This is a genomic window from Rhabdaerophilum calidifontis (assembly GCF_008641065.1).
Classification (GTDB): Bacteria; Pseudomonadota; Alphaproteobacteria; order Rhizobiales; family Beijerinckiaceae; genus Rhabdaerophilum; species Rhabdaerophilum calidifontis.
Genome location: NZ_VTRS01000001.1, coordinates 568,053 through 593,118, shown reverse-complemented (window position 1 = coordinate 593,118; position 25,066 = coordinate 568,053). Strand labels below are relative to the sequence as shown.

General features: G+C 68.9%; 22 protein-coding genes. 11 read left to right on the top strand and 11 right to left on the bottom strand.

The features are described from left to right. Positions 1-443: 443 nt before the first annotated feature. Positions 444-2,657, bottom strand: coding sequence for a heavy metal translocating P-type ATPase (locus FWJ24_RS02845; RefSeq protein WP_150286251.1), 2,214 nt, complete (start codon positions 2,655-2,657; stop codon positions 444-446). 164 nt (positions 2,658-2,821) lie between these two features. Between FWJ24_RS02845 and FWJ24_RS02840 the strand changes: the two genes are divergently transcribed. Beyond that, positions 2,822-3,322 carry a MarR family winged helix-turn-helix transcriptional regulator gene (locus FWJ24_RS02840; RefSeq protein ID WP_150286250.1) on the top strand — a complete coding sequence of 167 codons (501 nt, stop codon included), beginning with the start codon at positions 2,822-2,824 and terminating at the stop codon, positions 3,320-3,322. A 90-nt stretch (positions 3,323-3,412) separates the two neighbouring features. Beyond that, positions 3,413-4,381, top strand: coding sequence for a 2-hydroxyacid dehydrogenase (locus tag FWJ24_RS02835; RefSeq protein ID WP_150286249.1), 969 nt, complete (start codon positions 3,413-3,415; stop codon positions 4,379-4,381). Between the two features lie 39 nt (positions 4,382-4,420). On the opposite strand, the gene denD is transcribed toward FWJ24_RS02835, so the two are convergent. From denD to FWJ24_RS02815, 4 genes are all read right to left on the bottom strand, one after another. Next, positions 4,421-5,401: a D-erythronate dehydrogenase gene (denD, locus tag FWJ24_RS02830; protein ID WP_150286248.1), complete on the bottom strand. Its 981-nt coding sequence runs from the start codon at positions 5,399-5,401 to the stop codon at positions 4,421-4,423. A 61-nt stretch (positions 5,402-5,462) separates the two neighbouring features. Then, positions 5,463-6,209, bottom strand: a complete 747-nt coding sequence (locus FWJ24_RS02825) for an SDR family oxidoreductase (protein WP_150286247.1) — start codon at positions 6,207-6,209, stop codon at positions 5,463-5,465. Continuing rightward, entirely contained in the window at positions 6,194-6,859 is a 666-nt protein-coding gene (locus FWJ24_RS02820) for a GNAT family N-acetyltransferase (protein ID WP_150286637.1), read from the bottom strand. The genes FWJ24_RS02825 and FWJ24_RS02820 overlap by 16 nt, the downstream gene beginning before the upstream one ends. A 215-nt stretch (positions 6,860-7,074) precedes the next feature. After that, positions 7,075-8,883: an IlvD/Edd family dehydratase gene (locus FWJ24_RS02815; protein WP_206110768.1), complete on the bottom strand. Its 1,809-nt coding sequence runs from the start codon at positions 8,881-8,883 to the stop codon at positions 7,075-7,077. Positions 8,884-9,095: 212 nt separating this feature from the next. Between FWJ24_RS02815 and FWJ24_RS02810 the strand changes: the two genes are divergently transcribed. Together FWJ24_RS02810 and FWJ24_RS02805 are read left to right on the top strand one after the other, a co-directional pair. Beyond that, positions 9,096-10,280, top strand: a complete 1,185-nt coding sequence (locus tag FWJ24_RS02810) for a pyridoxal phosphate-dependent aminotransferase (protein WP_150286245.1) — start codon at positions 9,096-9,098, stop codon at positions 10,278-10,280. A gap of 38 nt (positions 10,281-10,318) precedes the next feature. Beyond that, a complete protein-coding gene (locus tag FWJ24_RS02805) occupies positions 10,319-11,554 on the top strand; it encodes a phenylacetate--CoA ligase family protein (RefSeq protein ID WP_150286244.1) in 1,236 nt (411 codons plus the stop codon). Between the two features lie 20 nt (positions 11,555-11,574). Here the strand turns inward: FWJ24_RS02805 and FWJ24_RS02800 are convergent, their stop codons facing one another. Beyond that, the gene (locus FWJ24_RS02800) at positions 11,575-13,143 is read right to left on the bottom strand and encodes a bifunctional metallophosphatase/5'-nucleotidase (RefSeq protein WP_246155479.1); all 1,569 of its coding nucleotides are present in this window, start codon (positions 13,141-13,143) and stop codon (positions 11,575-11,577) included. A 199-nt stretch (positions 13,144-13,342) separates the two neighbouring features. On the opposite strand from FWJ24_RS02800, the gene hemH reads away from it, so the two are divergent. Next, on the top strand, positions 13,343-14,371 hold the full coding sequence (gene hemH / locus FWJ24_RS02795; protein WP_206110767.1) for a ferrochelatase: 1,029 nt from the start codon (positions 13,343-13,345) through the stop codon (positions 14,369-14,371). Here hemH and FWJ24_RS02790 read toward each other — a convergent pair. Continuing rightward, complete coding sequence (locus FWJ24_RS02790) at positions 14,368-15,285, bottom strand: alpha/beta hydrolase (protein WP_150286242.1); 918 nt, start codon at positions 15,283-15,285, stop codon at positions 14,368-14,370. The two genes, hemH and FWJ24_RS02790, sit on opposite strands and share 4 nt — an antisense overlap. Positions 15,286-15,373: 88 nt before the next feature. Here FWJ24_RS02790 and FWJ24_RS02785 point away from each other — a divergent pair, with 88 nt between their 5' ends. Further along, positions 15,374-15,844, top strand: coding sequence for a MarR family winged helix-turn-helix transcriptional regulator (locus FWJ24_RS02785; RefSeq protein ID WP_166443565.1), 471 nt, complete (start codon positions 15,374-15,376; stop codon positions 15,842-15,844). Here FWJ24_RS02785 and FWJ24_RS02780 read toward each other — a convergent pair. Beyond that, positions 15,825-16,598, bottom strand: coding sequence for a rhomboid family intramembrane serine protease (locus FWJ24_RS02780; RefSeq protein WP_150286240.1), 774 nt, complete (start codon positions 16,596-16,598; stop codon positions 15,825-15,827). The two genes, FWJ24_RS02785 and FWJ24_RS02780, sit on opposite strands and share 20 nt — an antisense overlap. 122 nt (positions 16,599-16,720) lie before the next feature. Here FWJ24_RS02780 and FWJ24_RS02775 point away from each other — a divergent pair, with 122 nt between their 5' ends. Together FWJ24_RS02775 and FWJ24_RS02770 are read left to right on the top strand one after the other, a co-directional pair. Continuing rightward, the gene (locus FWJ24_RS02775) at positions 16,721-17,704 is read left to right on the top strand and encodes an SPFH domain-containing protein (RefSeq protein WP_150286239.1); all 984 of its coding nucleotides are present in this window, start codon (positions 16,721-16,723) and stop codon (positions 17,702-17,704) included. Positions 17,705-17,711: 7 nt separating this feature from the next. After that, positions 17,712-18,158, top strand: a complete 447-nt coding sequence (locus FWJ24_RS02770; protein ID WP_150286238.1) for an NfeD family protein — start codon at positions 17,712-17,714, stop codon at positions 18,156-18,158. Positions 18,159-18,180: 22 nt separating this feature from the next. On the opposite strand, the gene FWJ24_RS02765 is transcribed toward FWJ24_RS02770, so the two are convergent. Continuing rightward, positions 18,181-19,161 (bottom strand): KpsF/GutQ family sugar-phosphate isomerase, encoded by a 981-nt coding sequence (locus tag FWJ24_RS02765; RefSeq protein WP_150286237.1) that lies wholly within the window; start codon positions 19,159-19,161, stop codon positions 18,181-18,183. A 264-nt stretch (positions 19,162-19,425) separates the two neighbouring features. On the opposite strand from FWJ24_RS02765, the gene FWJ24_RS02760 reads away from it, so the two are divergent. Then, on the top strand, positions 19,426-21,000 hold the full coding sequence (locus FWJ24_RS02760) for an outer membrane beta-barrel protein (RefSeq protein ID WP_150286236.1): 1,575 nt from the start codon (positions 19,426-19,428) through the stop codon (positions 20,998-21,000). 32 nt (positions 21,001-21,032) lie between these two features. Here FWJ24_RS02760 and FWJ24_RS02755 read toward each other — a convergent pair whose 3' ends face one another. Next, the gene (locus FWJ24_RS02755) at positions 21,033-21,671 is read right to left on the bottom strand and encodes a class I SAM-dependent methyltransferase (RefSeq protein ID WP_150286235.1); all 639 of its coding nucleotides are present in this window, start codon (positions 21,669-21,671) and stop codon (positions 21,033-21,035) included. Between the two features lie 55 nt (positions 21,672-21,726). Then, a complete protein-coding gene (gene galU, locus FWJ24_RS02750; RefSeq protein ID WP_150286234.1) occupies positions 21,727-22,596 on the bottom strand; it encodes a UTP--glucose-1-phosphate uridylyltransferase GalU in 870 nt (289 codons plus the stop codon). Positions 22,597-22,731: 135 nt separating this feature from the next. Here galU and galE point away from each other — a divergent pair, with 135 nt between their 5' ends. Together galE and FWJ24_RS02740 are read left to right on the top strand one after the other, a co-directional pair. Beyond that, complete coding sequence (galE, locus tag FWJ24_RS02745; protein ID WP_150286233.1) at positions 22,732-23,718, top strand: UDP-glucose 4-epimerase GalE; 987 nt, start codon at positions 22,732-22,734, stop codon at positions 23,716-23,718. Positions 23,719-23,740: 22 nt separating this feature from the next. Continuing rightward, on the top strand, positions 23,741-24,982 hold the full coding sequence (locus tag FWJ24_RS02740) for a lytic murein transglycosylase (protein ID WP_150286232.1): 1,242 nt from the start codon (positions 23,741-23,743) through the stop codon (positions 24,980-24,982). Positions 24,983-25,066 lie beyond the last annotated feature (84 nt).

The window sequence follows — 25,066 nt, the reverse complement described above, 5'->3', positions numbered from 1 at the left end:
CGCTGCGCCGTGGCCGCTCCTCAGGTCAGGACGCGCGAAAGACTCACGCCGCCGCAGGAGAAGCCATCGTTTGGAAGGGGAAACCCCAACCGCACGCCCGGCAAGATGGACAAGCCTCTTCAGTTCGCCGGACTTGGAACCCGGCTGAGACCAAAAAAGCCCGCTCCGTCGTTGCTTTGAGCTGCGTCACCCGCTTCGGGCGGGGCCGCCGGTTCGCCTCCGGCTGCCGGTCCGTTCCTTGGGAGGGCGGAAGCGAACTTCCTGCTCCCCAACGACTGGCGTTTTTCCGGCCTCTTGTCCGGAGATCCGCCGACCGACACGCAACCACAGGCACGTGCGAAATTGGGCAAAGGGTGTATACGGCCGATCGCCATGCGGCGCAAGCAAAACCGGGCTCCGCCCCGAAAAAAATTTCTATGAAATTTTTGTGACTTTCCAGAGCGTTAACGTGGAGGTCGCGCCAGCCGCATTGCGTTGAGCGCAACCGAGATCGACGAAAGCGCCATGGCTGCCCCCGCCAGCGCCGGCGACAATTTGCCGGCAACCGCCAGCGGGATCGCGATCCCGTTGAACAGGAAAGCCAGCAGGAGGTTCTCGCGGATGCCGGCCCGCGTCCGCCGCGCGATGCGCACGAAGATGGCGACCAGGCCGGGATCCGGGCGCGCCAGCACCACCGAGGCCGCGCCCTTGGCGACATCGGTGCCCGATCCCATCGCGATTCCCACATCGGCGGCGCGCAAGGCGGGCCCGTCATTGAGCCCATCACCGACGAAGGCGACCGAGGCGCCGCCAGTCCGCAGCGCTTCGAGCGCGGCGAGCTTGTCCTCCGGTTTCAGACCGCCGCGCGCATCGGCGATCCCGAGCGGCGTCGCGATCGCGCGGACGACCTCCGGCCGGTCGCCGGAGAGCATCACGGGCACGAGCCCCGCCGCGCGGATCGCATCCATCGCCGCGGCGATCCCGGCGCGGAGCGGGTCACCCACGACAAGGATCGCCGCGAAGCGTCCGTCGATCATAAGATAGCTCGCCGGCGAAACCCGCACCTCGGGCGCAAGCCGCGCCTCGGCGGCGGCGATCCGCGCCGCCTCCCGCCCGTCCGGGTCGATGAAGGCGCGCGCGCCGAGGCGGATCTCCCGACCTCCGACGCTCCCCGACAATCCGCCCCCCGCAACGGCACGGAACCCGACCGGTTCGCCCGCAGCGATCCCCCGCCTGCGCGCCGCGGCGTCGATCGCGCTGTCGATGGGATGGTCGGACCGCGCGGCAAGCGCCGCCGCCGCCGCCAGCGCCGCCGCCTCGTCGATCCCCTCGGAAACGATCGCAACCAGATCCGGGCGCCCGGTGGTAAGCGTGCCGGTCTTGTCGAAGGCGATATGGGTGAGCCCGGCACCGGCCTCGAGCGCGGCGTGATCGGCGAGGATCAGCCCGGCCCGACCGGCGGCGCCCGCGCCGGCCGCCAGCGCGATCGGCATCGCGAGCCCGAGCGCGCAGGGACAGGCGACAACGAGCACCGAAACCGCCACGACCAGCGCGCGCTCGGTGCCCGCTCCGGCGATCGCCCAGCCGGCAAAGGTCATCACCGCGAGCGCGATGATCGCCGGCACGAAGATCGCGGAGATCCGGTCCGCGAGGCTCGCCGCAGGTGCCGCGTCGAAGCCCGCATCCTCGATGAGCCGCGCAAGCCGCGCGAGCCGCGTCTCGTCCTCGACCGCCTCGACCGCGACGACCAGCGCCCCGCCTGAAACCCCGGAGCCCGCCTGCACCACATCCCCCACGCCGCGCACCACCGGCACGCTCTCGCCGGTCAGGCTCGATTCGTCGAGGAAGGCGTGGCCTTCGACGACACGACCGTCGACCGGCAGGATCGTTCCCGGCTTGGCGACGACATGCTGACCGGGTGCGAGCGATGCGCGCGCGACGACCCGCTCGCCCTCCGGTGATCGCACCGTCACGGCATCCGGCAGCAATTCGGCCAAGGCTGTCAGCGCCGCCCCGGCCTCGCGCTTGGCGCGTCGCTCGATCAACTTGCCGATCAGCACGAAGGCGATCACCGCCACCGCACCTTCGAAATAAAGCGGCGAATCGTGATGCGCCGAACCATCAAGCACATGCCACAGGCTGAGCAGGAATGCCGTGCCCGTGCCGAGCACGACGAGCACATCCATGTTCGATGCCCCGGTGCGGACGGCGCTCCAGGCCCGCGCATAGAGCGGCCAAGCGCAGAAGAGCTGCACCGGCAGCGCCATGGCAAGCTGCCAGAGCGGCGGAATCAGCCCATGCTCGCCCCGCAAGGCCTCGATCACCATCGCGATCAGGAATGGCAGCGCCAGAACGGCCGCGACCACCGCGCGCAGCTGGAGCCAGCGCTGCTCGGCGCACATGGCCGCCTCCCGCCGGGCCCGGTTCAGCCGACGCTCGGCGGCGGTGCCGCCGCGCGCGAACCCGCGATAGCCCGCGCCGTCGATCGCGGCGATCGCCGCCGCCAACGCCGCCTCCGGCGCGATGCCGGGCCGCGGGAGGATCATCGCCCGGTCCCGCGCGAGATCGACAGCCGCCTCGGCGATTTCCTCGCGCCGGCTCAGCACCTTTTCGATCCGCTGGGCACAGGCCGCGCAGGTCATGCCGGCAATATCGACGGCGATCCGCTTTGGTGTCATTGTAGCGTCATCAAACTGTGGTGGCTGGCTTCGCGCCGGGCATCGCCGCCGGGACGATTGTGCCGCTTGTAGCACGGCCGGGCCGACGAACCAGCGTCCAAGAATGATCGGTCGGCCGTTCAGACATGGCCGCCGAGGCAACGCGAATCGGCGGGGGATATCGCGTGAAGCATCCAGCGCGGAAATCGGTCGGGTTCCAGCTCATGCTGTCGGCCCGGCTGCACCGGACGAGAATGGCGATGCTGCTCGGGGAGATCGGCCTCTTCCCTGGCCAGGAACAGGCCCTCCAGGTTCTCGCCCAGAACCCAGACGGCATGACCATGGGTGATCTTTCGCGCACCTTGCATGTCCGACCGCCCACCGCCTCGAAGACGGTGGCGCGGCTTTCGGCGCAGGGACTGGTCGAACGCGCGACCGCCTCGGCCGATGGCCGGGTGGTTCGGGTGCGCCTCAGCGAGGCCGGCCGCGACAAGCTCGCGCATATCGAGGCCGTGACGCTGGATCTCGAGAAGGAGATCGTCGCCCTGTTCGAGTCGAAAGAGGCCAAGCGCCTGCGCAAGGCCCTGCGGAAGATCTCGCGCCATCTCGGCGAGAAGGTCGACCCCAACGCCGATTCCGCCGATCTGCTCGGCGACGACGATAGCGATCTCGACGACGACGAGTGAGCGCGCCGGCGATTGCATCCGGCGCGCGGGCGCGGTCTAATCGCTGGCTCGCGGCATCATGGCCGCCAACCGCCGCAAGGATGTCGCCCCGTGCCTGATTTCGAAGTGCTGATCACCGGCCCCGTCATGCCGCTCATCCGCGAGGGGCTGGAGGCGAGGTTCACGGTGCACAAGCTTCACGAGATGCCTGACAAGGAGGCATTCATCGCCGCCCATGGCGCACGGATCCGCGCGCTGGTCGGCGGCGCCGGGCATGGCCGGATCGATTCGGCCTTCATGCGGCGTTTCCCCAATCTCCGCATCGTCGGCAATTTCGGCGTCGGCTATGACGGGATCGACGCCGCCTGGGCCGGCCAGAATGGCATCGTGGTGACCAACACGCCCGACGTGCTGACCGACGAGGTCGCCGATCTGGCGATGGGGTTGCTGATCGCCACGATCCGCCGCCTGCCGCAGGCTGATGCCTATGTCCGGGCCGGCCGCTGGCTCGATGGGGCCTTCCCGCTCACCGGGTCGCTGCGCGAGAAATCCATGGGTATTCTGGGCCTTGGCCGCATCGGCTCGGCGATCGCCGCGCGCGCGCAGGCCTTCGGGCTAGAACTCGCCTATCACAGCCGCACGCCGAAGCCGGACGTGTCCTTCCGCTATTACGCCTCGCTGGTCGAGATGGCCCGCGATGTCGATATCCTGATGGTCATCGCACCGGGCGGCGAGGCGACACGCCGCATCGTGAGCCGCGCGGTGATGGAGGCGCTCGGCCCCGCCGGCACGCTGATCAATGTCGCGCGCGGCACGCTGGTGGACGAACCCGCGATGGTGGAATTGCTGCGAAGCGGCAAACTGGGTGCGGCCGGGCTCGATGTCTTCGAGGACGAGCCGCGCGTGCCGGAGGCGCTGTTCGGCCTGGAGAACGTGGTGCTGCTCCCGCATGTCGGCTCGGCCTCGCATTACACGCGCAACAAGATGGGCCAGCTCGTGGTCGACAATATCGCAAGCTTCGCCGAGGGACGTGGGCCGCTCACGCCGGTACCGGAAACCCCCTGGCCGCCGATAGGTTGAACCGCGCCCCGTTCTCCGCGCCCCGCGCGCGGCAAACGCTCAGGCGATCACGCCGCCGAGTTCGTCCTTCACATGCACGCGGAGAATCTCGTCGAAGCTCGCCTCGGCAACGAAACCGAGTTCCGTTGCCCGCCGCGCATCGAATTTTCGCGGCCAGCCGGCGACGATTCGCTGGATCAAGGCATCCGGCTCGCGGCGGATGCGGCGCACGACCTTGTCCCCGCCGATGCGCCGCAGCGCCGCGATCTGCTCGCCGACCGTGCAGGCAAGACCCGGCATGGTGAGGTTGCGGCGCGGCCCAACCCGCGCCCCGTCGATTGTCGCGGCATGGAGGAGGAAGCCGATCGCGGCACGCGGGCTCGCATGCCAGTGCATGACATCTTCGTCAACCGGCAGCACCGCTTCCTTCCCCGCGAGCGGCTCGCGGCAGATATTCGAGAAGAAGCCCGAAGCCGCCTTGTTCGGCGCGCCCGGCCGCACGCAGATGGTCGGCAGGCGGATGCCGATCCCGTCGAAAATGCCGCGGCGCGTGTAATCGGCAAGCAGCAATTCGCCGATGGCCTTCTGCGTGCCGTAGCTCGTCAGCGGCGTCGTGAAGAAGTCGTCGCCGATCGCCTCCGGGAACGGCGCGCCGAAGACCGCGATCGAGGAGGTGAAGACCACGCGCGGGCGGTAACCGTCGCCAACCGCGCGGATCGCGTCGAAGAGCAGCCGCGTCCCGTCGAGATTGATCCGGTAGCCCTTGTCGAAATCGGCTTCCGCCTCGCCCGAGACGATGGCCGCAAGATGGAAGATCACATCCGGGCGCGCGGCGACGAGCGCCGCCGCCGCGCCGGGCGCAGCGAAATCGGCGGCACCGCATTCAACCGGGAACGGCGCGGCGGCCGGGGCCGCCGGCATCACCACATCCTGCAGCACCACCCGCGTGATCGCCACGCCGCCGAGATGCCCGTCCCTCGCGAGCCGCTCGCCAAGCTTGCGGCCGACCATGCCGGCCGCGCCGAGAATCAGAATGTTCATGCATCCCTCCCTTGCGCGAACCGCCGGAGAAGCCCGGCGCGCGCGGCATCACGGGCGCGCGTCACAGGCTCCAGCCGCCATCGACCATATGGATCGCGCCGCTCGTGAATTTCGATTCGTCCGAACCGAGATAGACCGCAAGCATGGCCACCTCCTCGGCGGTGCCGAGGCGCCCCATCGGCTGGCGGGCGATGAAGGCGTCCCGCACCTCCTGAAGGCTCTTGCCGGAGGATTTCGCGAGCGCCTCGATGCGGCTGTCGAGCGAGGGCGACTGGATGGTGCCGGGGCAGATCGCGTTGGCGCGGATGCCCTTCTGGATGAAATCGATCGCCAGCCCCTTGGTCAGCCCGATCACCGCCGCCTTGGTGGCGCCGTAGACATAGCGGTTCGGCGCGCCCTTCACCGAGGACGCGCCGGAGGCGATGTTGATCACCGAGCCGCCGCCGCGCGCCAGCATGCCGGGAAGCAGCGCCTTCGTCATCCGATGCATGGATTTGACGTTGAGATCGAAGGAAAAATCCCAGGCCTTGTCGTCGGTTTCGAGGATCGTGCCGTGATGCACATAGCCGGCGCAATTGGCGAGGATATCGATCCCGCCGACCTTCTCGGCGAATTTCGCCACCTGCCGGTCTGAAAGAACGTCGAGCTTCACCCGCTTCACGCGGGCGAGCGCGTCGAGCGCCTCGCGGTTGATATCGGTCGCCCAGACCGTGGCGCCCTCGGCCGCGAAGGCCGCCGCGATGGCCTGCCCGATCCCCGCGCCCGCCGCCGTGACGACCGCAATCTTCCCTTTCAAACGTCCTGCCATGCCCGATCTCCGGTTCTGAGGTCCAATTCCGCCCGGCACGCCGCGAGCGTGCGCTTCTGCCGGCCCGCCGCGTCGAAATTCGCAGGGGAAAGCCAGGTTTCGTAGGCCGCTTTCAGCATCGGCCATTCGCTGTCGATGATGGAGAACCAGGCGGTGTCGCGGTTCGCGCCCTTCGCCACCATGTGCTGGCGGAACAAGCCCTCATAGGTGAAGCCGAACCGCGCCGCCGCACGCTTGGAAGGGGCGTTGGCACTATTGCATTTCCACTCGAAGCGCCGATAGCCGAGATCGTCGAAGACATAGGCGGCGAAGAGGTAGAGCGCCTCGGTGGCGACGCGCGAGCGGGCGATCGCCGGTCCCCAGAGGATCGAGCCGATCTCGATCACGCCATGGATCGTGTCGATCCGCATCAGGGTCTGCCGGCCCTCGCAGCGCCCGGTCTCGGCGTCGATCACCGCGAAGAACAGGGGATCCTCGCTCGCGGCGCGGGTTTCGAGCCAGGCTTGGAAATCGCCGCGTTCCATCGGCGTCTCGAACAGGTAGCGGTGCCGTTCCTCGGCACCCGGCGCCATCGAGGCCGCGAAGAGGTCGTCGCCATGCCGCGCGGGGTCGAGCGGTTCGAGCCGGCAATAGCGGCCCTGCAGCGGCATGCGTGCCGGCCGGTCTCGCGGCGTCCAATGGGCGAGATCGGTCACGGGCGCGTTCTCGCGAGGATGAGGTGCCGCAGAAGCCGTGCGAGAAAACGCAGGGCTGCGTCCGTCAGCCGGACGATTCCCGCCCGGACAATGCGCGCCGACGCCGCGTCGACGGACTGGCTGATCATGGAGAGGCTCCGTTCCGGTTGAACGATCGACCGCAGCCGCGTTCAGTGGTTGTCCCGCGGCGTTCCGTGGGTGCGCACGATGCGGCGATATTTCACTGCCGGCTTCAACACCATGCCCTGGGCGAGACCGTCCGTCATCTTGCGCTGGATCTCCTGCCACGGCGATTGGCTCTTCGGCACCTTGTAGCCGCCATGCGCCTGGAGTTCGGCGCGGCGCCGGTCATATTCCGCCTTGGCGATGAGAATATCGGCGGAGCGCGTATTGAGGTCGATCCGCACCCGATCCCCGGTCCTGAGCACCGCGAGCCCGCCGCCGGCCGCGGCCTCCGGCGTGGCGTTGAGGATCGAAGGCGAGCCGGACGTGCCCGATTGCCGGCCATCGCCGATGCAGGGCAGCGCCGTGATGCCCTTCTTGATCAGGTAGGCCGGCGGGCGCATGTTCACGACCTCCGCCGCGCCGGGATAGCCGATCGGCCCGGTGCCGCGCATGACGAGGATCGCGTCCGCGCCCATCCCCAGCGCCGGATCATCGATCCGGGCATGATAATCCTCCGGCCCGTCGAACACGAAGGCGGTGCCCTCGAACGCGTTGGGATCCTTCGGGTTTTCGAGATAACGCGTCCGGAATTCCTCCGTGATCACGCTCGTCTTCATGATCGCGCTGTCGAACAGGTTGCCCTTGAGGTTGAGGAAGCCGGCCTTGGCCTTGAGCGGCGCATCGAACGGCTTGATCACCGCGCGATCCCCCGAGAACCGGCCGCGATTGTTGTCGCCGAAGCTGCGGCCGTTGACCGTCATCGCCCCTTCATGGATCAGCCCCCTGGCAATGAGTTCCGCCGCAACCGCCGGCACCCCGCCCGCGCGGTGATATTCCTCGGCGAGATACTCGCCGGCCGGTTGGAGATTGACGAGCAGCGGGATCTCGTAGCCGAGCCGCTCCCAATCGTCGTTGTCGAGCGCGATTCCGAGATGCCGGGCGATGGCGTTGAGATGGATCGGCGCGTTGGTCGAGCCGCCGATTGCGGAATTGATCCGGATGGCGTTCTCGAATGCCTGCCGCGTCATGATCTTCGAGGGGCGGAGATCCTCCCACACCATCTCGACGATGCGCTTGCCGGTCTCGTAGGCGGCCTGCTGGCGCTCGCGATAGGGCGCGGGGATCGAGGCCGAGCCGGGCAGGCTCATGCCCAGCGCCTCGGCGAGGCTATTCATCGTCGAGGCGGTGCCCATCGTGTTGCAATGCCCGGTCGAGGGCGCCGAGGAGGCGACGAGATCCACGAACTGCTCGTAATTGATCTCGCCGGCGGCCATCATGTTGCGCGCCTTCCAGACGATCGTGCCCGATCCGGTGCGCTCCCCCTTGAAATAGCCGTTCAGCATCGGCCCGGAATTGAGCGAGATCGCCGGGATATCGACCGTCGCCGCCGCCATCAGGCAGGCGGGGGTGGTCTTGTCGCAGCCGGTGGTCAGCACCACGCCATCGATCGGGTAGCCGTAGAGGATCTCGACAAGGCCGAGATAGGCGAGGTTGCGGTCGAGCGTGGCCGTCGGCCGCTTGCCGGTCTCCTGGATCGGGTGGACCGGAAATTCCATGGCGATGCCGCCCGCCTCGCGGATGCCCTCGCGGATGCGCTCCGCCAGCACGATATGGTGCCGGTTGCAGGGCGAGAGATCCGATCCCGTCTGCGCGATGCCGATGATCGGCTTGCCGGATTGCAGTTCCGCGCGCGTCAGGCCGAAATTGAGATAGCGCTCGAGGTAGAGCGCGGTCATGTCGGGATTGGACGGGTTGTCGAACCAGTCGCGCGAGCGCAGGCGCGCGATCTGGGCTTTGGTCGGCTTGCGGGTCACGGGATTATCCCTGTCGTTCCTCTGGCCGCCTTTCCGGGATCGCGATCCCGGGACGGGCGGGCGTTCCTCCGGTCGCCGGCTGATCCGCATGTGGCGCGGCGGCGGCGACCTTGCGTTGATCTTCGCGCCGCCATGCCCCATCGTGCAAGCGAAAATCGAACGCGCCGGCGGCAAGTGCGCCGGCGCCCAACGCAGCGTGCCGGGGATCCTTCATGCTCGATATCGTGCCCGCCTTCGCCCGCATCGGCGAGGAGAACGCCTTCGCCGTGCTCGCCCGCGCCACGGAATTGCAGCGCCAGGGCCGCGATATCGTCAATCTCGGCATCGGCCAGCCGGATTTTCCCACCCCGCCGCATATCGTCGAGGCGGCGGTGAAGGCGCTGCGCGACGGCCATCACGGCTACACGCCGGCGACCGGCATCCTGGCCTGCCGCGAGGCGGTCGCGGCGGATGTCCATCGCCGTTACGGCGTCTCGGTCTCGCCGGAGCGGGTGATGATCGTTCCGGGCGGCAAGGTGACGATGTTCATGGCGATCCTGATGTTCGGCCGGCCCGGCGTCGAGATTCTCTACCCGGATCCCGGCTTCCCGATCTACCGCTCGATGATCGAGTTCACCGGCGCCACACCGGTTCCGGTGCCGATCCGCGAGGAGAACGGCTTCGCCTTCTCGGCAGAGGAGACGCTGTCGCTCATCACCCCGCGCACGCGCCTGCTCATCATCAATTCGCCCGCCAACCCCACCGGCGGCGTGACCCCGAAGGCCGAGATCGACGCGCTGGTGGCCGGCCTCGCGCGCTTCCCCCGCGTCGCGCTGATGTCGGACGAGATCTACGACCAGATGACCTATGACGGCGCGGTGCATGTGACGCTCCTCGCCTATCCCGAGATCCGCGACCGGCTGATCCTGCTCAACGGCTGGTCGAAGACCTATGCGATGACGGGCTGGCGGATGGGCTGGTCGATCTGGCCGGAAGGCGCTTACGAAGCGGCGCGCAAGCTTGCGGTGAATTCCTATTCCTGCGTCAATGCGCCGGCGCAATGGGCGGGCATCGCCGCGCTCGAGGGCCCACAGGACGACGTCCGCGCCATGGTCGAGGAATTCGACCGGCGCCGCAGGGCGCTGGTCGCCGGGCTCAACGCATTGCCGAATGTCACCTGCCTGACACCGAGAGGCGCGTTCTACGCCTATCCTAACATCAAGGCGACCGGGTTCCGGGCGAAGGTGCTCGCCGCGGCGCTGCTGGAAGAGGCGGGCGTGGCGACGATCGGCGGCCCCGATTTCGGCATCCATGGCGAGGGCTATATCCGGCTCTCCTACGCCAATTCGCTGGAGAATATCGAGAGGGCGCTGGCGCGGATGGCGCGGTTCCTGGAAAGCGCCAGGATTCCGGCCTGATCCGACCAGGAAGCCCCCAAAACGGACCGGGAGGAACGATGAGCGAGCATTTCGACGCGGCGGAAACCCGCGATCCCGAACAGCGCGAAATCGCGCTGCTGGCCGACCTGCGCGATCTTCTCGCCTGGGCGGCGCCGGCGACGCCGGCGCTGGCGCGCCAGCTTGCCGGCATCGACATCGCCAGCCTGACGGACCGTGCCGCGCTCGCCGCCATTCCCGTGCTGCGCAAGAGCGAATTGCTCGGCATGCAACGCGTGGCCCCGCCCTTTGCCGGGCTCGCGACCACGGCACCGGGTGGACTGAAACGGCTCCTGATGTCGCCCGGCCCGATCTTCGACCCCGAAGGCTATGCCGCGGATTGGTGGGGCTGTGCGCGGGCGCTCGCGGCCGCCGGGTTCCAGAAGGGCGACATCCTGCTCAACACCTTCAGCTACCATTTCACCCCCGGCGCGCATATCATGGAATCCGGCGCCCATGCACTCGGCTGCGCCGTGATCCCGGCCGGACCGGGCCAGACCGAGATGCAGATCGAGGCGATCGCGGCGCTGAAGCCGAACGGCTATGCCGGCACGCCGGATTTCCTCAAGATCATCCTCGAAAAGGCCGAGGAGGCCGGCAAGCCGGCGCTCTCGCTCCGCAAGGCGCTCGTCTCGGGCGCCGCCTTCCCGCCGAGCCTCCAGCAATGGGTGGCCGGGCGCGGCATCGACGCCTATCAGGCCTATGCGACCGCCGATCTCGGCATCGTCGCCTACGAGACCGCGGCACGCGAGGGGCTCGTCGTCAACGAGGGCATCATCGTCGAGATCGTCCGGCCCGGCACCGGCGAACCCTTGCCGGAAGGCGAGGTCGGCGAGGTTGTGGTGACGCGCCTCAACCGCGATTACCCGCTGCTGCGCTTCGGCACCGGCGATCTCTCGCGCATCCTGCCCGGCCGCTCGCCCTGCGGCCGCACCAACCAGCGTCTTGCGGGCTGGCTGGGCCGCGCGGACCAGCGCACCAAGGTCAAGGGCATGTTCGTCGATCCGGCGCAGATCGCCGAGATCGCGCGCGAACATGCCGGGCTCGGCCGGCTGCGGCTGGTGGTGACGCGCGAGGCCGAGCAGGACGCGATGCTGCTGCGCGCGGAGAGCGAGAGTTTTGCGCCCGAACTCGCGGAGGCGCTGGGCGCCGCGCTGCGTCGGGTGACCGGCCTCAAGGGCGCGGTGGAACTGCACCCGATGGGCAGCCTGCCGAATGACGGCCGGGTGATCGCCGACGAGCGGCCCGTGGGCTGAGCGTCACTTCGGGCTGAGCGTCACTTCGCGACGATCCGCCCCTCGACCTTCACCTCGACGGTGCCGAGCTTGCGGATATGCACCATGACGACATTGGCCATCAGCGCGCCATCGGTGCGGCCGATCAGCGTCCGGCCGCGCGCCAAGGCGGCATAGCCGTCGCCGCCCGCGAACATGAACTCGTTCGAGGCGACCTTGTAGGTCGCGGCATGGTCGAGCGGCTTGCCGCCGATCTCGACCGAGAGTACCCGGCTGCCGGGCGCCGCCTTCGGATCATAGGTGAAGGCCAGCCCCGAGACCTGCGGAAAGCGCCCGGCGCGGTTGTCCACCTGGCTCACGCCGTTCTCGAGCGCGTCGCGGATATCCTTGCCCGTGATCTCGACCAGCACGGTCGAGTTGCCGAAGGGCAGTTCCGAAAGCACGTCGCGGCGGGTGATGGTCGCGCCGGCGGCATATTGCCGGTTGGCGCGGATGCCGCCGCCATTGATGATCGCCGCGTCCGCCCCAGTCGATGCGCGGATCGCGTCGGCGATCAGGTTGCCGATCGCCGCCTCCTGGCTGCGCACGGTGGCGGAGCGGCTGTCGAGCGGCAGCGCGGTCGTGCCGAGCGGCACGTCGAGCTCGCGCGAGAGTTCGGCCTCGTAGCGGCGGACGATCGCCAGTGCCGCCGGGTCCGGGGTCACCTGCGCCGAATCGATCGGCCGGAAGGCCGGACGCCAGCTCACCTGGCGCTTCCCGTCGCGCTCGCCGATGATGCAATAGATATCGATCGCGGTGACGTATTCGCCTTCCTCGCCGGATTCGACCATGGCGACGCGGTTGTCATAGGCGATGCGCAGGTCGTGGTCGTGCCCGGTCAGCAGCACATCGACCAGCCGCGAGCGCATGATTTCAAGATCGCGCGCGAAATCGGTATGCGTCACCGCGACGACGAGATCCGCCCCCGCCGCGCGCAGCGCCTTGGCCTGGTCGCGCACGGCCGCCATCTCGTCGGTGAAGCGGAACCCGGCGGCGGAGGACATCAGCGGCGTGTTGGCGAGCGCGACGCCGAACACCCCGACCTTGACCGGCCCGAGCTCGAAGATCCGCCGGTCCTCGTGCCCCGGCAGGGGCGCGCCATCCGCGTCGCGCAGATTGGCGGCAAGGAACAGCGCTTTCGATTCGGCCCGGCGCTTCAGATAGACCTCCTTGCCGAAATCGAATTCATGATTGCCGGGCACGAACACATCCGGCGGCTCGACATTGAGCAGTTCGACCGTATGCGCGCCCTGATCGAAGCCGCTCATCAGCGACGGCGAATACATGTCCCCGGCATGCGCGTAGAGCACCGGCACGCCGCCCGCGCGCTCGGCCTTGGCGATCGCGGCGAGGCGGGCGAACCCGCCCTTCCCGCCAACCTCGGCCATCTTCCCGCCAACCTCGGCCATCTTGTAGATGTCGTTGACGAGCAGCAGCCGGAAGGTCGGCGCCGCGCCCTGGCGGGCCGCCTGAGCCAGCGCCTCCTCGGGGCTCGCGGCGAGGATCGCAGCACCCGCCACCCCGCCCGCGACCGCGATCCGGAACATGTCACGCCTGTCGATGCCGCCCATGACCGCCTCCCGTCATTCTGGAATCGATCGAACCACGCCGCCCCGCGATCGGCAAGCGGCGGCGCGTCGCAAGGCCGCGCCGGAAATCGCCGCGCCCGGCCGTTTCGCGCTTAACAAACCGCGACGGCGCGTTATTTGAACCATTATGAACACGCTTGTCCCCCCTCCCGTCCCCCCCGCCGGTGCCGATGCCCCCGCGATGCGGGCCATCCGCCTGCCCGAGGGCCATCCTCCCGTGCGAAAGGGCAGGATCGGCGTCCTGCTGCTCAATCTCGGCACGCCGGATGCCACCGATTACTGGTCGATGCGGCGCTACCTCAAGGAATTCCTCTCCGATCGCCGCGTGATCGAGGTGCCGCGCCTGCTCTGGTGGCCGCTGCTCAATCTCATCATTCTCACCACGCGTCCGGGCCGGAAAGGCAAGGATTACGCCTCGATCTGGAACAACGAACAGAACGAAGGACCGCTCAAGACCATCACCCGCGCCCAGGCCGAGAGGCTCGCCGCCCGCCTTGCCGACGACCCGCGCATCCTGGTCGATTTCGCGATGCGCTACCAGAACCCGTCCACCAAAAGCCGGATCGAGGCACTGCGCGCCGAGGGCTGCGACCGGATCCTCCTGGTGCCGCTTTATCCGCAATATGCGGCGGCGACCACCGCCACCGCCTGCGACCAGGCCTTCCGGGCGCTGATGGCGATGCGCTGGCAGCCCTATATCCGCGTCGCTCCCGCCTATGCCGACGAGCCGGCCTATATCGCGGCGCTCGCGGCCTCGATCCGTGCCCATCTCGCGACGCTCACCTGGGAGCCGGAGGTGCTGGTCGCGACCTTCCACGGCATGCCGCAGAAATATCTCGAGAAGGGCGACCCCTATCATTGCGAATGCCAGAAGACCGGGCGCCTGCTGCGCGAGGCGCTGCAATGGCCGCAGGAGCGTTTCCGCGTCACCTTCCAGTCGCGGTTCGGCAATGATCCCTGGCTCCAGCCCTATACCGACGAGACCGTGGCGGCGCTCGCGAAATCCGGCATCCGGCGCCTCGCACTCGTCGCGCCCGGCTTCTCGGCCGATTGCCTCGAAACGCTCGAGGAACTCGATGTCGAGAACCGCGAAATCTTCACCCATCACGGCGGCGAGCACTTCACCTATGTCCCGGCGCTCAATGCCGGCGATGCGGGAATCGACGTGATCGAAACCGTCGTCCGCCGCGAATTGCAGGGCTGGCTCTAGCCGGCCGCAAGTCCCACCGCGCCGCGCGCGAGAAAGGCGGCGGCGGCCGAATGCACCGCCTCGGCCCCGAGAATGCGGCGATGGCCGAGCCCCGGCATCGCCCGCAGCACGACCCGCGGCCCGGCCGCGGCCAGCGCCTCGGCCTCCGCGAAGGGGATTTCCTTGTCGTCCGGCGCATGCATCACCAAGGTCGGGATCTGGGTGAGGCGCAGGGCATCGACACCGGAGAAGCTTGCCATCGGCCGGCCCGTCAGCGCCTGCACCGCGGCCTCGAATGCCGCATGGCCGCGCCGCGTCAGCCCGATCGTCTCGGCGAAGTGCCGGCCGTAATGCGCCATGCCCATCGGCGCGGCGATCGTCACCAGCCGCCGCACCGGCACCGGGGGCAGGCCTGCGACCCCGGCGGCGGCCGCCACCAGGGCGATGGCGCCGCCGAAGGAATGGCCGATCATCCCCGCGAGCGGCGCACCGCCCGGCCCGATCTCGTCGCGCATCGCGGCGTGGATCGCCGCGATCGCGCGCGGAAAGGTCAGCCGCCGCCCGGAGGAGCCGCCATGCGCCGGCAGATCCATCACCGCGACGCGGAAGCCTTCTGCCAGCAGCGGCCGGACGAAACCCGCCATGTGCAGCCCCTGGCCGGTCCAGCCATGCAGGACCAGCACCGCGCCGAGAGCCGGGCGAGCGGGCTCGAACCGGGTAACCCGCACGAAACCATGCTCGTAGGGGATATGCGCCGTGCGCCCCTCCGCAAACAGCGCCCGCGCCTGCCGGATGGCGGGGTTGTCGTCCCGCACCGGCGCATGGCCGAGCGGCGTGCAGAACAATCGGAACGCCGCCCGCCCTGCGGCACCGGGCGCAAGGGCGCTGCCGAACCGCACCAGGGGACGGATGACCTTCAGCACTGCCTGTGTCATGCTGGCGATCTCATAGAATGTTCAATTATGAACATATAAAGTTCAAAATTGAACAATGTCAAGCGGCATGAGACCGCACCGAGGGGTGATGACTGACCTTCCGTGGAACCGACCGCGCTTCAAGAACTGGCTCGCCGTGGCGCGGACCAGCGCGCTCTGGCACCAGCGGCTCGCGGCGGATATCGCGCCGCTCGGGCTGCGGATGAACCAGTTCGACATCATGGCGAACCTGCTCTACGAGCCCGGCATGACGCAGCAGCGGCTCGCGGAGAAGATCTTCGTCGGCCGGTCCAACCTGTCGATGAGCCTGCCCGACATGGAAGCCACGGGCTGGGTGCGCCGCGAGCCCGATGCCGAGGATCGGCGCGTCAAGCGCCTGTTCCTCACCCCGGAAGGCGAATCCGTTGCCCGGCTTGCACTGGAGGCGGAATGCCGCCTGCTCGATGAGATGATGGAGGCCTTGAGCGAGACCGAGTGCAACCAGCTCGGCGATTACATGCGCCGCATCGGCGATCGGCTCAGGGCGGGCGCCGCCGCCGCTAATGATGCCGCTCGATGATCGCGACGATTCCCCAGAGCAGCAGCCCCGTCCCGCCGGCAAGGATGCCGTAGGCGAGGCCGGGAAGGCGCGGCGGCCAATCGGGATCAGGCCAGAAAGGCCGGAGCGCGAGCGCAACGGCGCCTCCCGCAACAAGCCCGCCGAGATGCGCGGCATTGTCGATGCGAACCAGGAAGCCGGCGAAAAGCCCGATCAGCAGCGTGATCCCGACGAGCCCGCGTACCAGGTCGAGATCGATCTTGCGCTCCCGCCCCGGCGGCAGGCGCAAGCCCAGAATGCCGAGGAAGCCGGCAAGCGCCATTACCCCGCCGGACGCGCCGACCGCGGCGATCTCCGGCGGGTTCCACAGCATCGAGGCGAGGCTGGCGCCGATCGTGCCCAGGATGAACAGCGCCAGGAACCACCCGGCGCCGATCCGCGGCTCGATCCGCCGGCCAAGCGCGAAGAGGCAGAGCGCGTTCATGCCGAGATGCAGCGCGCCGCCATGCAGGAAACCGAGCGTCAGCAGGCGGAAATACTCGCCCTCGCGGAACACGAGGTCGCGCACGCCCGCGCCGAGCAGCACCATGCTCTGCAGCGCCGGCGGCGCAAGCTCGGGCAAAAGCAGCATGCTGTGCGTCAGCTCCGCGAGATAGACGAGGCCGAAGGCCGCGATCAGCGCGATGGTCGCCGCCGGGCGCTCCGACGGCGCCGGCACCGTCTCCCCGGCACGCGGCACGGGCGGAACGGTGCCGCGGGATCCTTCATGCCCCATTCTTCCGCGCTCCCTTCCCGCGCTCCGTGCCTTGCTCCCGCACCCCGCCGCCGGAATTTCCGGCACGCCCTTGTTCGGCGGAAGGCGGGCCGGTAAGCTCCGGCCATCAAGGGAGGCTTGCGATGTTTCTCGACGCCGGACAATGGGTCGCGCTGATTTTTGTGGCCTTCGCGCTCGTCACCCTGATGGCCGGCATCCGGCAGGTGCCGCAGGGCAAGCATTACACCGTGGAGCGGTTCGGGCGCTACCATCGCACGCTGACCCCCGGCCTCGGCCTCGTCATCCCCTATATCGAGACGGTCGGCGCCAAGATCGTGATGATGGAGCAGGTGCTCGACGTGCCGACCCAGGAGGTGATCACGAAGGACAATGCCTCCGCCAAGGTCGATGGCGTGATCTTCTACCAGGTGACGGACGCCTCGCGGGCGACCTATCAGGTCGCCCAGCTCGATTACGCGCTGCTCAACCTCACCATGACCAATATCCGCAATGTCATGGGCTCGATGGATCTCGATCAGCTCCTGTCGAACCGCGACGACATCAACCAGAAGCTCCTCGCCGTGGTCGATGCCGCCGCCTCGCCCTGGGGGGTCAAGGTCACGCGCATCGAGCTCAAGAATATCGAGCCGCCTGCCGATCTCGCCGCTGCGATGGCGCGGCAGATGAAGGCCGAGCGCGATCGCCGCGCCGCGATCCTCGAGGCGGAGGGCCAGCGGCAGGCGGCGATCCTCAAGGCCGAGGGTGAAAAACAGGCGCAGATTCTCGCGGCGGAGGGCCGCAAGGAGGCCGCCTTCCGCGATGCCGAGGCCCGCGAGCGCGGCGCCGAGGCAGAGGCGAACGCCACCCGCCTCGTCTCCGAGGCCATCGCCAGGGGCAATATCGGCGCCGTGAACTATCTCATCGCCGAGAAATACGTCGCCGCCTTCGCGAAGCTCGCCACCGCCCCCAACCAGAAGACCGTCATCGTGCCGGCCGAGATGGGCGGCCTCATCGGCACGCTCGGCGGCATCGCCGAGATCGCGCGCGAGACCTTCGCCGAGGGCGGCCGGGAGAGCGGCCGGGGCGAGGCGCCGCGCCGCCCCTGGCCCGATCAGCCGAAGGCGTGAGGGGGCCATGGCACTCCTCGGTCTCCCGTCGCTCTGGGGCTGGCTCGGCGTCGGGCTTTTGCTGATCGCCGCCGAGATCTTCCTCGTGCCGGGCACCTATCTGCTGTGGATCGGGCTTGCGGCGCTGGCGATGGCGGCGATCTCGGTGCTGTGGGCGCTGCCGGTCGCGCTCGAACTCGCGCTGTTCGGCGCGCTGGCGCTCGGCTGCGGCGTGCTGGGCTGGCGGATCTACGGCGCGCGGCCGCAGGACGACGCCGCGCGCGACCTGCACAATCCTGAGGTCACGCTGGTCGGCCGCACCACCATTCTCATCGGCGGGATCGGCCCCGGCCAGAGCGGCCAGGCGAAGCTCGACGATGTCTTCTGGCGCGTCACGGGGCCGGAACTGCCGGCAGGCGCGCGGGTCCGCGTCCTCGCCGTTGATGGCTCGACGCTGGTGGTCGAGGCGGCCTGAACTTCGGGCCGCCTCCCCCGGCTCAGGCCGCGCCGGCGCGCAGCAGATCGAGATAATGCACGAGCCCGACGGGCCGCCCCGCTTCCACGACGATGAGCGCCGTGATCTTGTGGCGCTCCTGGAACTCGATCGCCGCGGCGAGCAGCATGGCCGGCGGCACGGTCTTCGGCGTCCGCGTCATCACCGCCGTCACCGGAAGCTGCATCAGATCCGGCCGGAGATGGCGGCGCAGATCCCCGTCGGTGACGATCCCGGCCAGCCGGCCGGAATCGTCGATCACGAGCGTGCAGCCGAAGCCCTTGGCGCTGATCTCGGCCACCGCCGCCTCGACGCGCGCATCCTCGGCGATGATCGGAATCCGCGCGCCGCGATGCATGATGTCGCGCACGGTCTTGAGCTGCGCCCCGAGCTTGCCTCCGGGATGGAAGGTGCGGAAATCATCGCGGGTGAAATCGCGCCTTTCGAGCAGCGCCACGGCCAGCGCGTCGCCGAGCGCGATCTGCATCGTTGTGGAGGTGGTGGGCGCGAGCCCGTTCGGGCAGGCTTCCTCGGCGCGGGGCAGCACCAGTGCGAGATCGGCCTTCTCGGCCAGCGTGCTCTCGGGATTGGCGGTGATCGCGATCAGCGTCACGCGGAAACGCCGTGAATAGCCGATGAGATCGGCGAGTTCCGCCGTCTCGCCCGACCAGGACAGCGCCAGGATCACGTCCTCGGAGCGGATCATCCCGAGATCGCCGTGGCTTGCCTCGGCCGGATGGACGAAATGCGCCGGCGTGCCCGTCGAGGCGAGGGTCGAGGCGATCTTGCGCCCGACATGACCACTCTTGCCCATGCCGGTGACGATCACCCGGCCGGTGCCGCTGCCGATCCGCGCGACGCTCTCGGCGAATACCGCGCCGAGCGGGCCGGCCAGCGCCTCCCGCAATTTCTCAAGCCCTGCGATCTCGATGGCGATGGATCGTCCGGCGCTGGCGCGCGCGCCCGCCTCCCCCGTTTCGGTCATGCTGTCTTCGCTCCATCCGGGTCGGCGCCCGCGCGGGCGGCAGAATATGCCGCGCCGGCAACGAAGCGTTAACCCTCGATCTTTACTTCTTGGCAACAGGTCGGGCCCGGGCCCGGCCCCGCTTGGCGGATTTCGCGAACCGGAAATCCGCGCCGCAAGGTTGCCCCGTTGACGCGCCGACCTGATACGCGTTTCGTCGCCGGATGGATAGCCCGCCTCGCCGCGGCCGGGCTCGCCGGCGTCGCATGGGCGGCCGCGGGCGGCATGAGCGCGCGGGCACAGATCCTCGGCAGCCAGACCCCCGGCACGCCCGGCGCGCTCGACGGCGAATTGCGCATCCGCCCGGCGTCGCCACCGCTGCCGCGCGCAGAACCGGCGCTCCGACCGCCGGATGCCGAGAGCGCGGGCCCGCCGGCAAGCCGGCGTTCGGGCATCCGCCGCACGCCAAACACCGCGTTGCGGCGCGAAACCGGCTCCGGACAGAACCGCCCCGGCGGCTTCGCAGGCGCGTCGCCGGCCGGTGCCAGCGGCATCGTGCGCCCCCCCGCGCCCGGCAACGCCCCCGGCGACCTCACGGGAACGCGCTTCGAGACGATCCGTCCGGACATCGCCCCGCCGCCGGCCCGCCCCTCGGCGACAACCCTCGTGGCACCCGGCCTGCCGCCCGCGGCCCCGCCCCCGCTGCGCCGTCCCCGCCCGGAAGACGACCCCTATGCGCCACTCGGCATCCGCGCCGGCAGCCTGATCCTGCGGCCGGCGATCGAGATCGACGGCGGCTACGACACCAATGCCCAGCGCACCAGCAGGAATCGCCGCGGCTCGGCCTTCTGGCGGACGGAGGGCGAATTGAACGCGACCTCCGACTGGTCCCGCCACCAGTTCGATCTCGGTCTGCGCGGCGCCTACACGGCCTTCACCGGCGTCTCGAACGCCAACCGGCCGGAAGGCGAGGCGCGTCTCGGTCTGCGCCTCGACGCGAGCCGCGACCAGACGATCGAGACCACGCTCACCGCGCGCATCGACACCGAAAGGCCGGGCTCGGCGAACCTGCCCGGCGGCGTCTCGGAGCGCGTGCCCTATTACAATCTCGGCGCGAGCCTCGGCGGCACGCAGCGCTTCGGCCGCACCAGCCTCGCCCTGCGCACCACGGCGGAACGCGCCCTCTACGAGGATGCCAGGGCCGGCGGGGTGACGATCAGCCAGGAGGCGCGCAACGTCACGACCTATGGCGCCCGCGCCCGCCTCGGCCACGAGATCACGCCCGGCCTCGCGCCCTTCGCGGAAGCCGGGATCGACACTCGCCGGCACGATCTCCGCCTCGACCAGAGCGGATACGAGCGCGATTCCCGCGGGCTGACGCTGCGCGCCGGTTCCAGCTTCGAACTCGAACGCTCGCTCACGGGCGAAGCGTCGCTCGGCTACACCTTCCGCGCCTACGAGGATGCGCGCCTGCGGGCCTTGCGGGCGCCGGTGCTCGACGCCGCGCTGACCTGGTCGATCTCGCCGCTGACGACGCTCAACCTGCGCGCCCAGAGCGAGATCGCCGAGACGACGATCGCCGGCTCCTCGGGCGCGCTGACCTATCGCGGCACCGCGACGCTGACGCATGCCTTCCTGCGCAATTTCACCGCAACGGCGACGCTCGGCATCGCCCGCGCCGATTACGACCGCGTCAACCGCGAGGAAACGACGCTGACGGCGGGCCTGAGGCTCGAATACCGCTTCAGCCGCCTGCTCGCCGCACGCGCGAGCTATGCCTTCGAGCGCTATTCGGTGAACACGCCAGGCGAGAATTACCAGGCGCATACGATGCTGCTCGGTCTGAGGCTCACGCCATGAGGCCGCGGATTCCCGCCCGGCCCGGCCCCGGCTCAGACCTTCCGCGCGACGAGAAACGGACGCACGTCCCGGCCCTTCGTGGCGTGGCGCTCGCGGGCGATGATCGTGAACCCTGCCTCCGCGATCGCGCGTTCCAGTTCGCCCGCGGAGAAGAACGCCACATAGGGCGCCTTGCCGATGAGCTGCATCAGCGGCACGGCCAGACGGATGAGCGGGTTCATCTCCGAGAGGCAGGGCGTCTTGGTAACAAGCAACCCGCCGGGCTTCAGCATCCGCCGCAGGCCGGCGAGGCTCGCCGCGCGGGTTCTGATGAGATGCAGCGCGTTGAAGCCGAGCACCGCATCGAAGCTCTCATCGGGGAAGACGCCATCCTCCGGCGTGCCGACCGCGAATTCGAGCCCCGGCGCGGCGCCGACGCCGGCCTTCTCGCGGGCGATCGCGATCATTTCCGGCGAGATATCGGTCGCAACATAGCGCGCGACGGATGGCGCCAGCCGCAGCGCGGTGGTCCCGGTTCCGCAGGCGAATTCCAGCACATGATCGCCGGGGGCGAGCAGCGCCTGCGTCCGGGCAAGCGTCCGCTCGTAGCCGCCCTCGTCCCGGATCGGGTCCGCGGCGTATTTCCGCGCGATCCTGTCCCAGAAGCGGGCATCCTGCGCGATGTCTAGCATGGTTCCGCTCCCGTTCCCGCACAGGCGCCGCGCGCCGGCGCGTGGGTGCACGCCATTATTTCAGCATGCCTTCGATGATGCTCCGGAACTCGGGGCCGAGATCGGGGCGCTTCAGGGCATAGGCGACATTGGCCGAAAGGAAGCCGATCTTCGAGCCGGTATCATAGACCTGCCCGTCGAAGCGCACGGCGTGAAACGGCTCGCTCCGCGCCAGGGTGAGCATGGAATCGGTGAGCTGGATCTCGCCGCCGGCGCCCCGCTCCTGCCGGGCGAGCAGATCGAAAATGGCCGGCTGGAGGATGTAGCGGCCCGAGATCGCGAGGTTGGAGGGCGCCGTGCCGCGGGGCGGCTTCTCGACCATGGCCCGGATCGCCGCGACCTTCGCGGTCGAGCCCCCGACATCGACGATGCCGTATTGATGCGTCTCGTGGTCGCCCACCGGATAGACCCCGATGATGTTGCCCCCATGGGTCTCGTGCGCCGCGATCATGTCGGCCAGGAACGGGCGCTCGCCATGATGCAGCATATCCGGCAGCAGGAGCGCGAAGGGCTCGTTGCCGACGATGTCGCGCGCGCACCAGACCGCGTGGCCGAGCCCCAGTGGCGTCTGCTGGCGGGTGAAGCTGGTGGCGCCGGCATTCGGCGTTTCGGTCTCGAGCTGTTCGAGTTCGCGCAGCTTCTGGCGCTCGCGCAGCGTGGATTCGAGTTCGAACTGCTTGTCGAAATGCTCCTCGATCACCCCCTTGTTGCGCCCGGTGACGAAGACGAAATGCTCGATTCCCGCCGCGCGGGCCTCGTCGACGACATGCTGGATGACGGGTCGGTCCACGACGGTCAGCATTTCCTTGGGGATCGCCTTGGTCGCGGGGAGGAAACGCGTGCCGAGCCCCGCGACGGGGAAAACGGCCTTGCGGATTCGGGCCATGGAGTGTTCGGGTCCTTGCCGAAGGGGTGGGACGACGCCATGAAAGGCGGCGCATCCTTCCCCATGCCGGGTGGCAAAGCAAGCTTCGCGCAGGGAAACGCTGCAGAAACGCGCGTGGAAAACAGGGGTTAGGCGATGGCAATCCTCGTCACCGGCGGTGCCGGTTATATCGGCTCGCATATGGTGCTGGCGCTGGCCGATCGCGGCGAACCGGTCGTCGTGATCGACAATCTCTCGACCGGGTTTCCTTGGCTGCTGCCGCCGCATGTCGCGCTGCGCGGCGGCGATGTCGGGGATAGCGCCTTCGTGCGCGCGGTGATCGAGGAATTCGGGGTGACCGAAATCGCGCATTTCGCGGCCAGGATCGTGGTGCCGGAATCGGTCGCGAACCCGCTCCTTTATTACGGCGCCAACACCGCGCGCAGCCGCACCCTGCTCGAAACCGCCATCGCGGCCGGCGTGACGCGCTTCATCTTCTCGTCGACCGCCGCGGTCTATGGCGAGGTGAGCGGCGCGCCGATCGGCGAGGATGTGCCGCCCAACCCGGTCTCGCCCTATGGCCGCTCGAAGCTGATGACGGAATGGATGCTGGAGGATTGCGCGCGCGCGCATGATTTCCGCTTCGTCGCGCTGCGCTATTTCAATGTCGCGGGCGCCGATCCGCAGGGCCGGTCCGGGCAATCGACGCCGAACGCCACGCATCTCATCAAGGTCGCGGTGCAGACCGCGCTCGGCCAGCGCCCGGCGATGGACATTTTCGGCACCGATTACCCGACCCCGGACGGCACCTGTATCCGCGATTACATCCACGTCACCGATCTCGCCTCCGCCCATGTCGACGCGCTCGCGCATCTGCGCCGGGGCGGCGAGAGCCTGATCCTCAATTGCGGCTATGGCCGCGGCTTCTCGGTGCTCGAGGTCGTCGATGTGGTCCGCAAGGTCACCGGCATCGATTTCACCGCGAACCGCGTCGCCCGCCGGCCGGGCGACCCGGCTGCGATCATCGCGAAATCGGACCGGATCCGCGCCCTGCTCGGCTGGACGCCCCGGCACGACGATCTGGAGGAGATCGTCCGCCAGGCCTATGAATGGGAACGCCAGCTTGCCGGACGCAATGCCTGAACAGCCGGGAGGAGCGAGCGCGATGCGCCATAATCGCCGAATAGCAGGGTCCATCCCCGTTCTTTTCGCCCTGCTGGCCCTGCTCGGCGCGCCACCGGCGATCGCGAGCCGCAAGGAGGCCCCCGGCCACACGGCGGGCACCCCCGCGAAAGCCGATTTCCAGGCCTTCCTCGCGCGGCTCTGGGCAGATGCGCAAAAGCAGGGCATCGCGCGCCGGACCTTCGATCTCGCCTTCTCCGGCGTGAGCCCGGATCCCTCGATCGTCGCGCTGACGAAGAAGCAGAGCGAGTTCGTCAAGCCGATCTGGTCCTATCTCGACAGCGCGATCTCCGCCACGCGGCTCGAACGCGGCCGCGCCATGGCCGAGCGCTACGCCGCCGAGCTTGCCGCGATCGAGCGCAAATACGGCGTCGACCGCCGCATCGTGCTCGGCATCTGGGGCATGGAGACGAATTTCGGCTCCTTTACCGGCGACAAGGACGTGATCCGCTCGCTCGCGACCCTCGCTTTCGTCCGCTATCGCGACGATTTCTTCCGCGATGAGCTGCTCGTCGCGCTGCGCATGCTGGAAGAAGGGCATGTCGAACGCCGCGCCATGCGCGGCTCCTGGGCCGGCGCCATGGGGCAGACGCAGTTCATGCCGTCGAGCTTCATGAAATATGCCGTCGATTTCGACGGCGATGGCGCCAAGGATGTCTGGGGCACCATCCCCGATGCGCTCGCCTCGACCGCGAATTACCTCGCCGGGCATGGTTGGCAGCGCGGCCAACCCTGGGGGCTGGAGGTCCGCCTTCCGGCCGGCTTCGACCTCGCCTCGGCCAACGGCTTCGCCGATTTCGCACGCTGGAGCAGCGCCGGCCTTGCCGGCGCGACCGGCGCCCTGCCGCGCGCTGGCCAGGCGATGCTCTATCTCCCGGCCGGCATCCGCGGCCCCGCCCTGCTCGTGACGGAGAATTACCGCGTCATCAAGAAATACAATTCCTCGGATGCCTATGCCCTCGCCGTCGCGCATCTGGGAGACCGGATCATGGGCGGCGGCGGCTTCGCTGCGGATTGGCCGCGCGGCGACAAGCGCCTGTCCATGGCGGAGGTCAAGGAAATCCAGCGTCATCTGGTGCGGATGGGGCTTCCGGTCGGCAAGATCGACGGTCGCATCGGCGAGATCAGCCGCGAATCGGTGCGCAAGGCGCAGATCCGTCACGGCCTGCCCGCCGATGGCTACCCGACGCTTGCGCTTCTCGCCCGGCTGCGTCAGAAACCCTGAGCGGCCTCGCGGCGGCCATATTCCTCGGCCAGCATGCGGCCTGCCGGAATGAACCGCGAGCCCTTGCCCCGCAAGGCCCTGCCC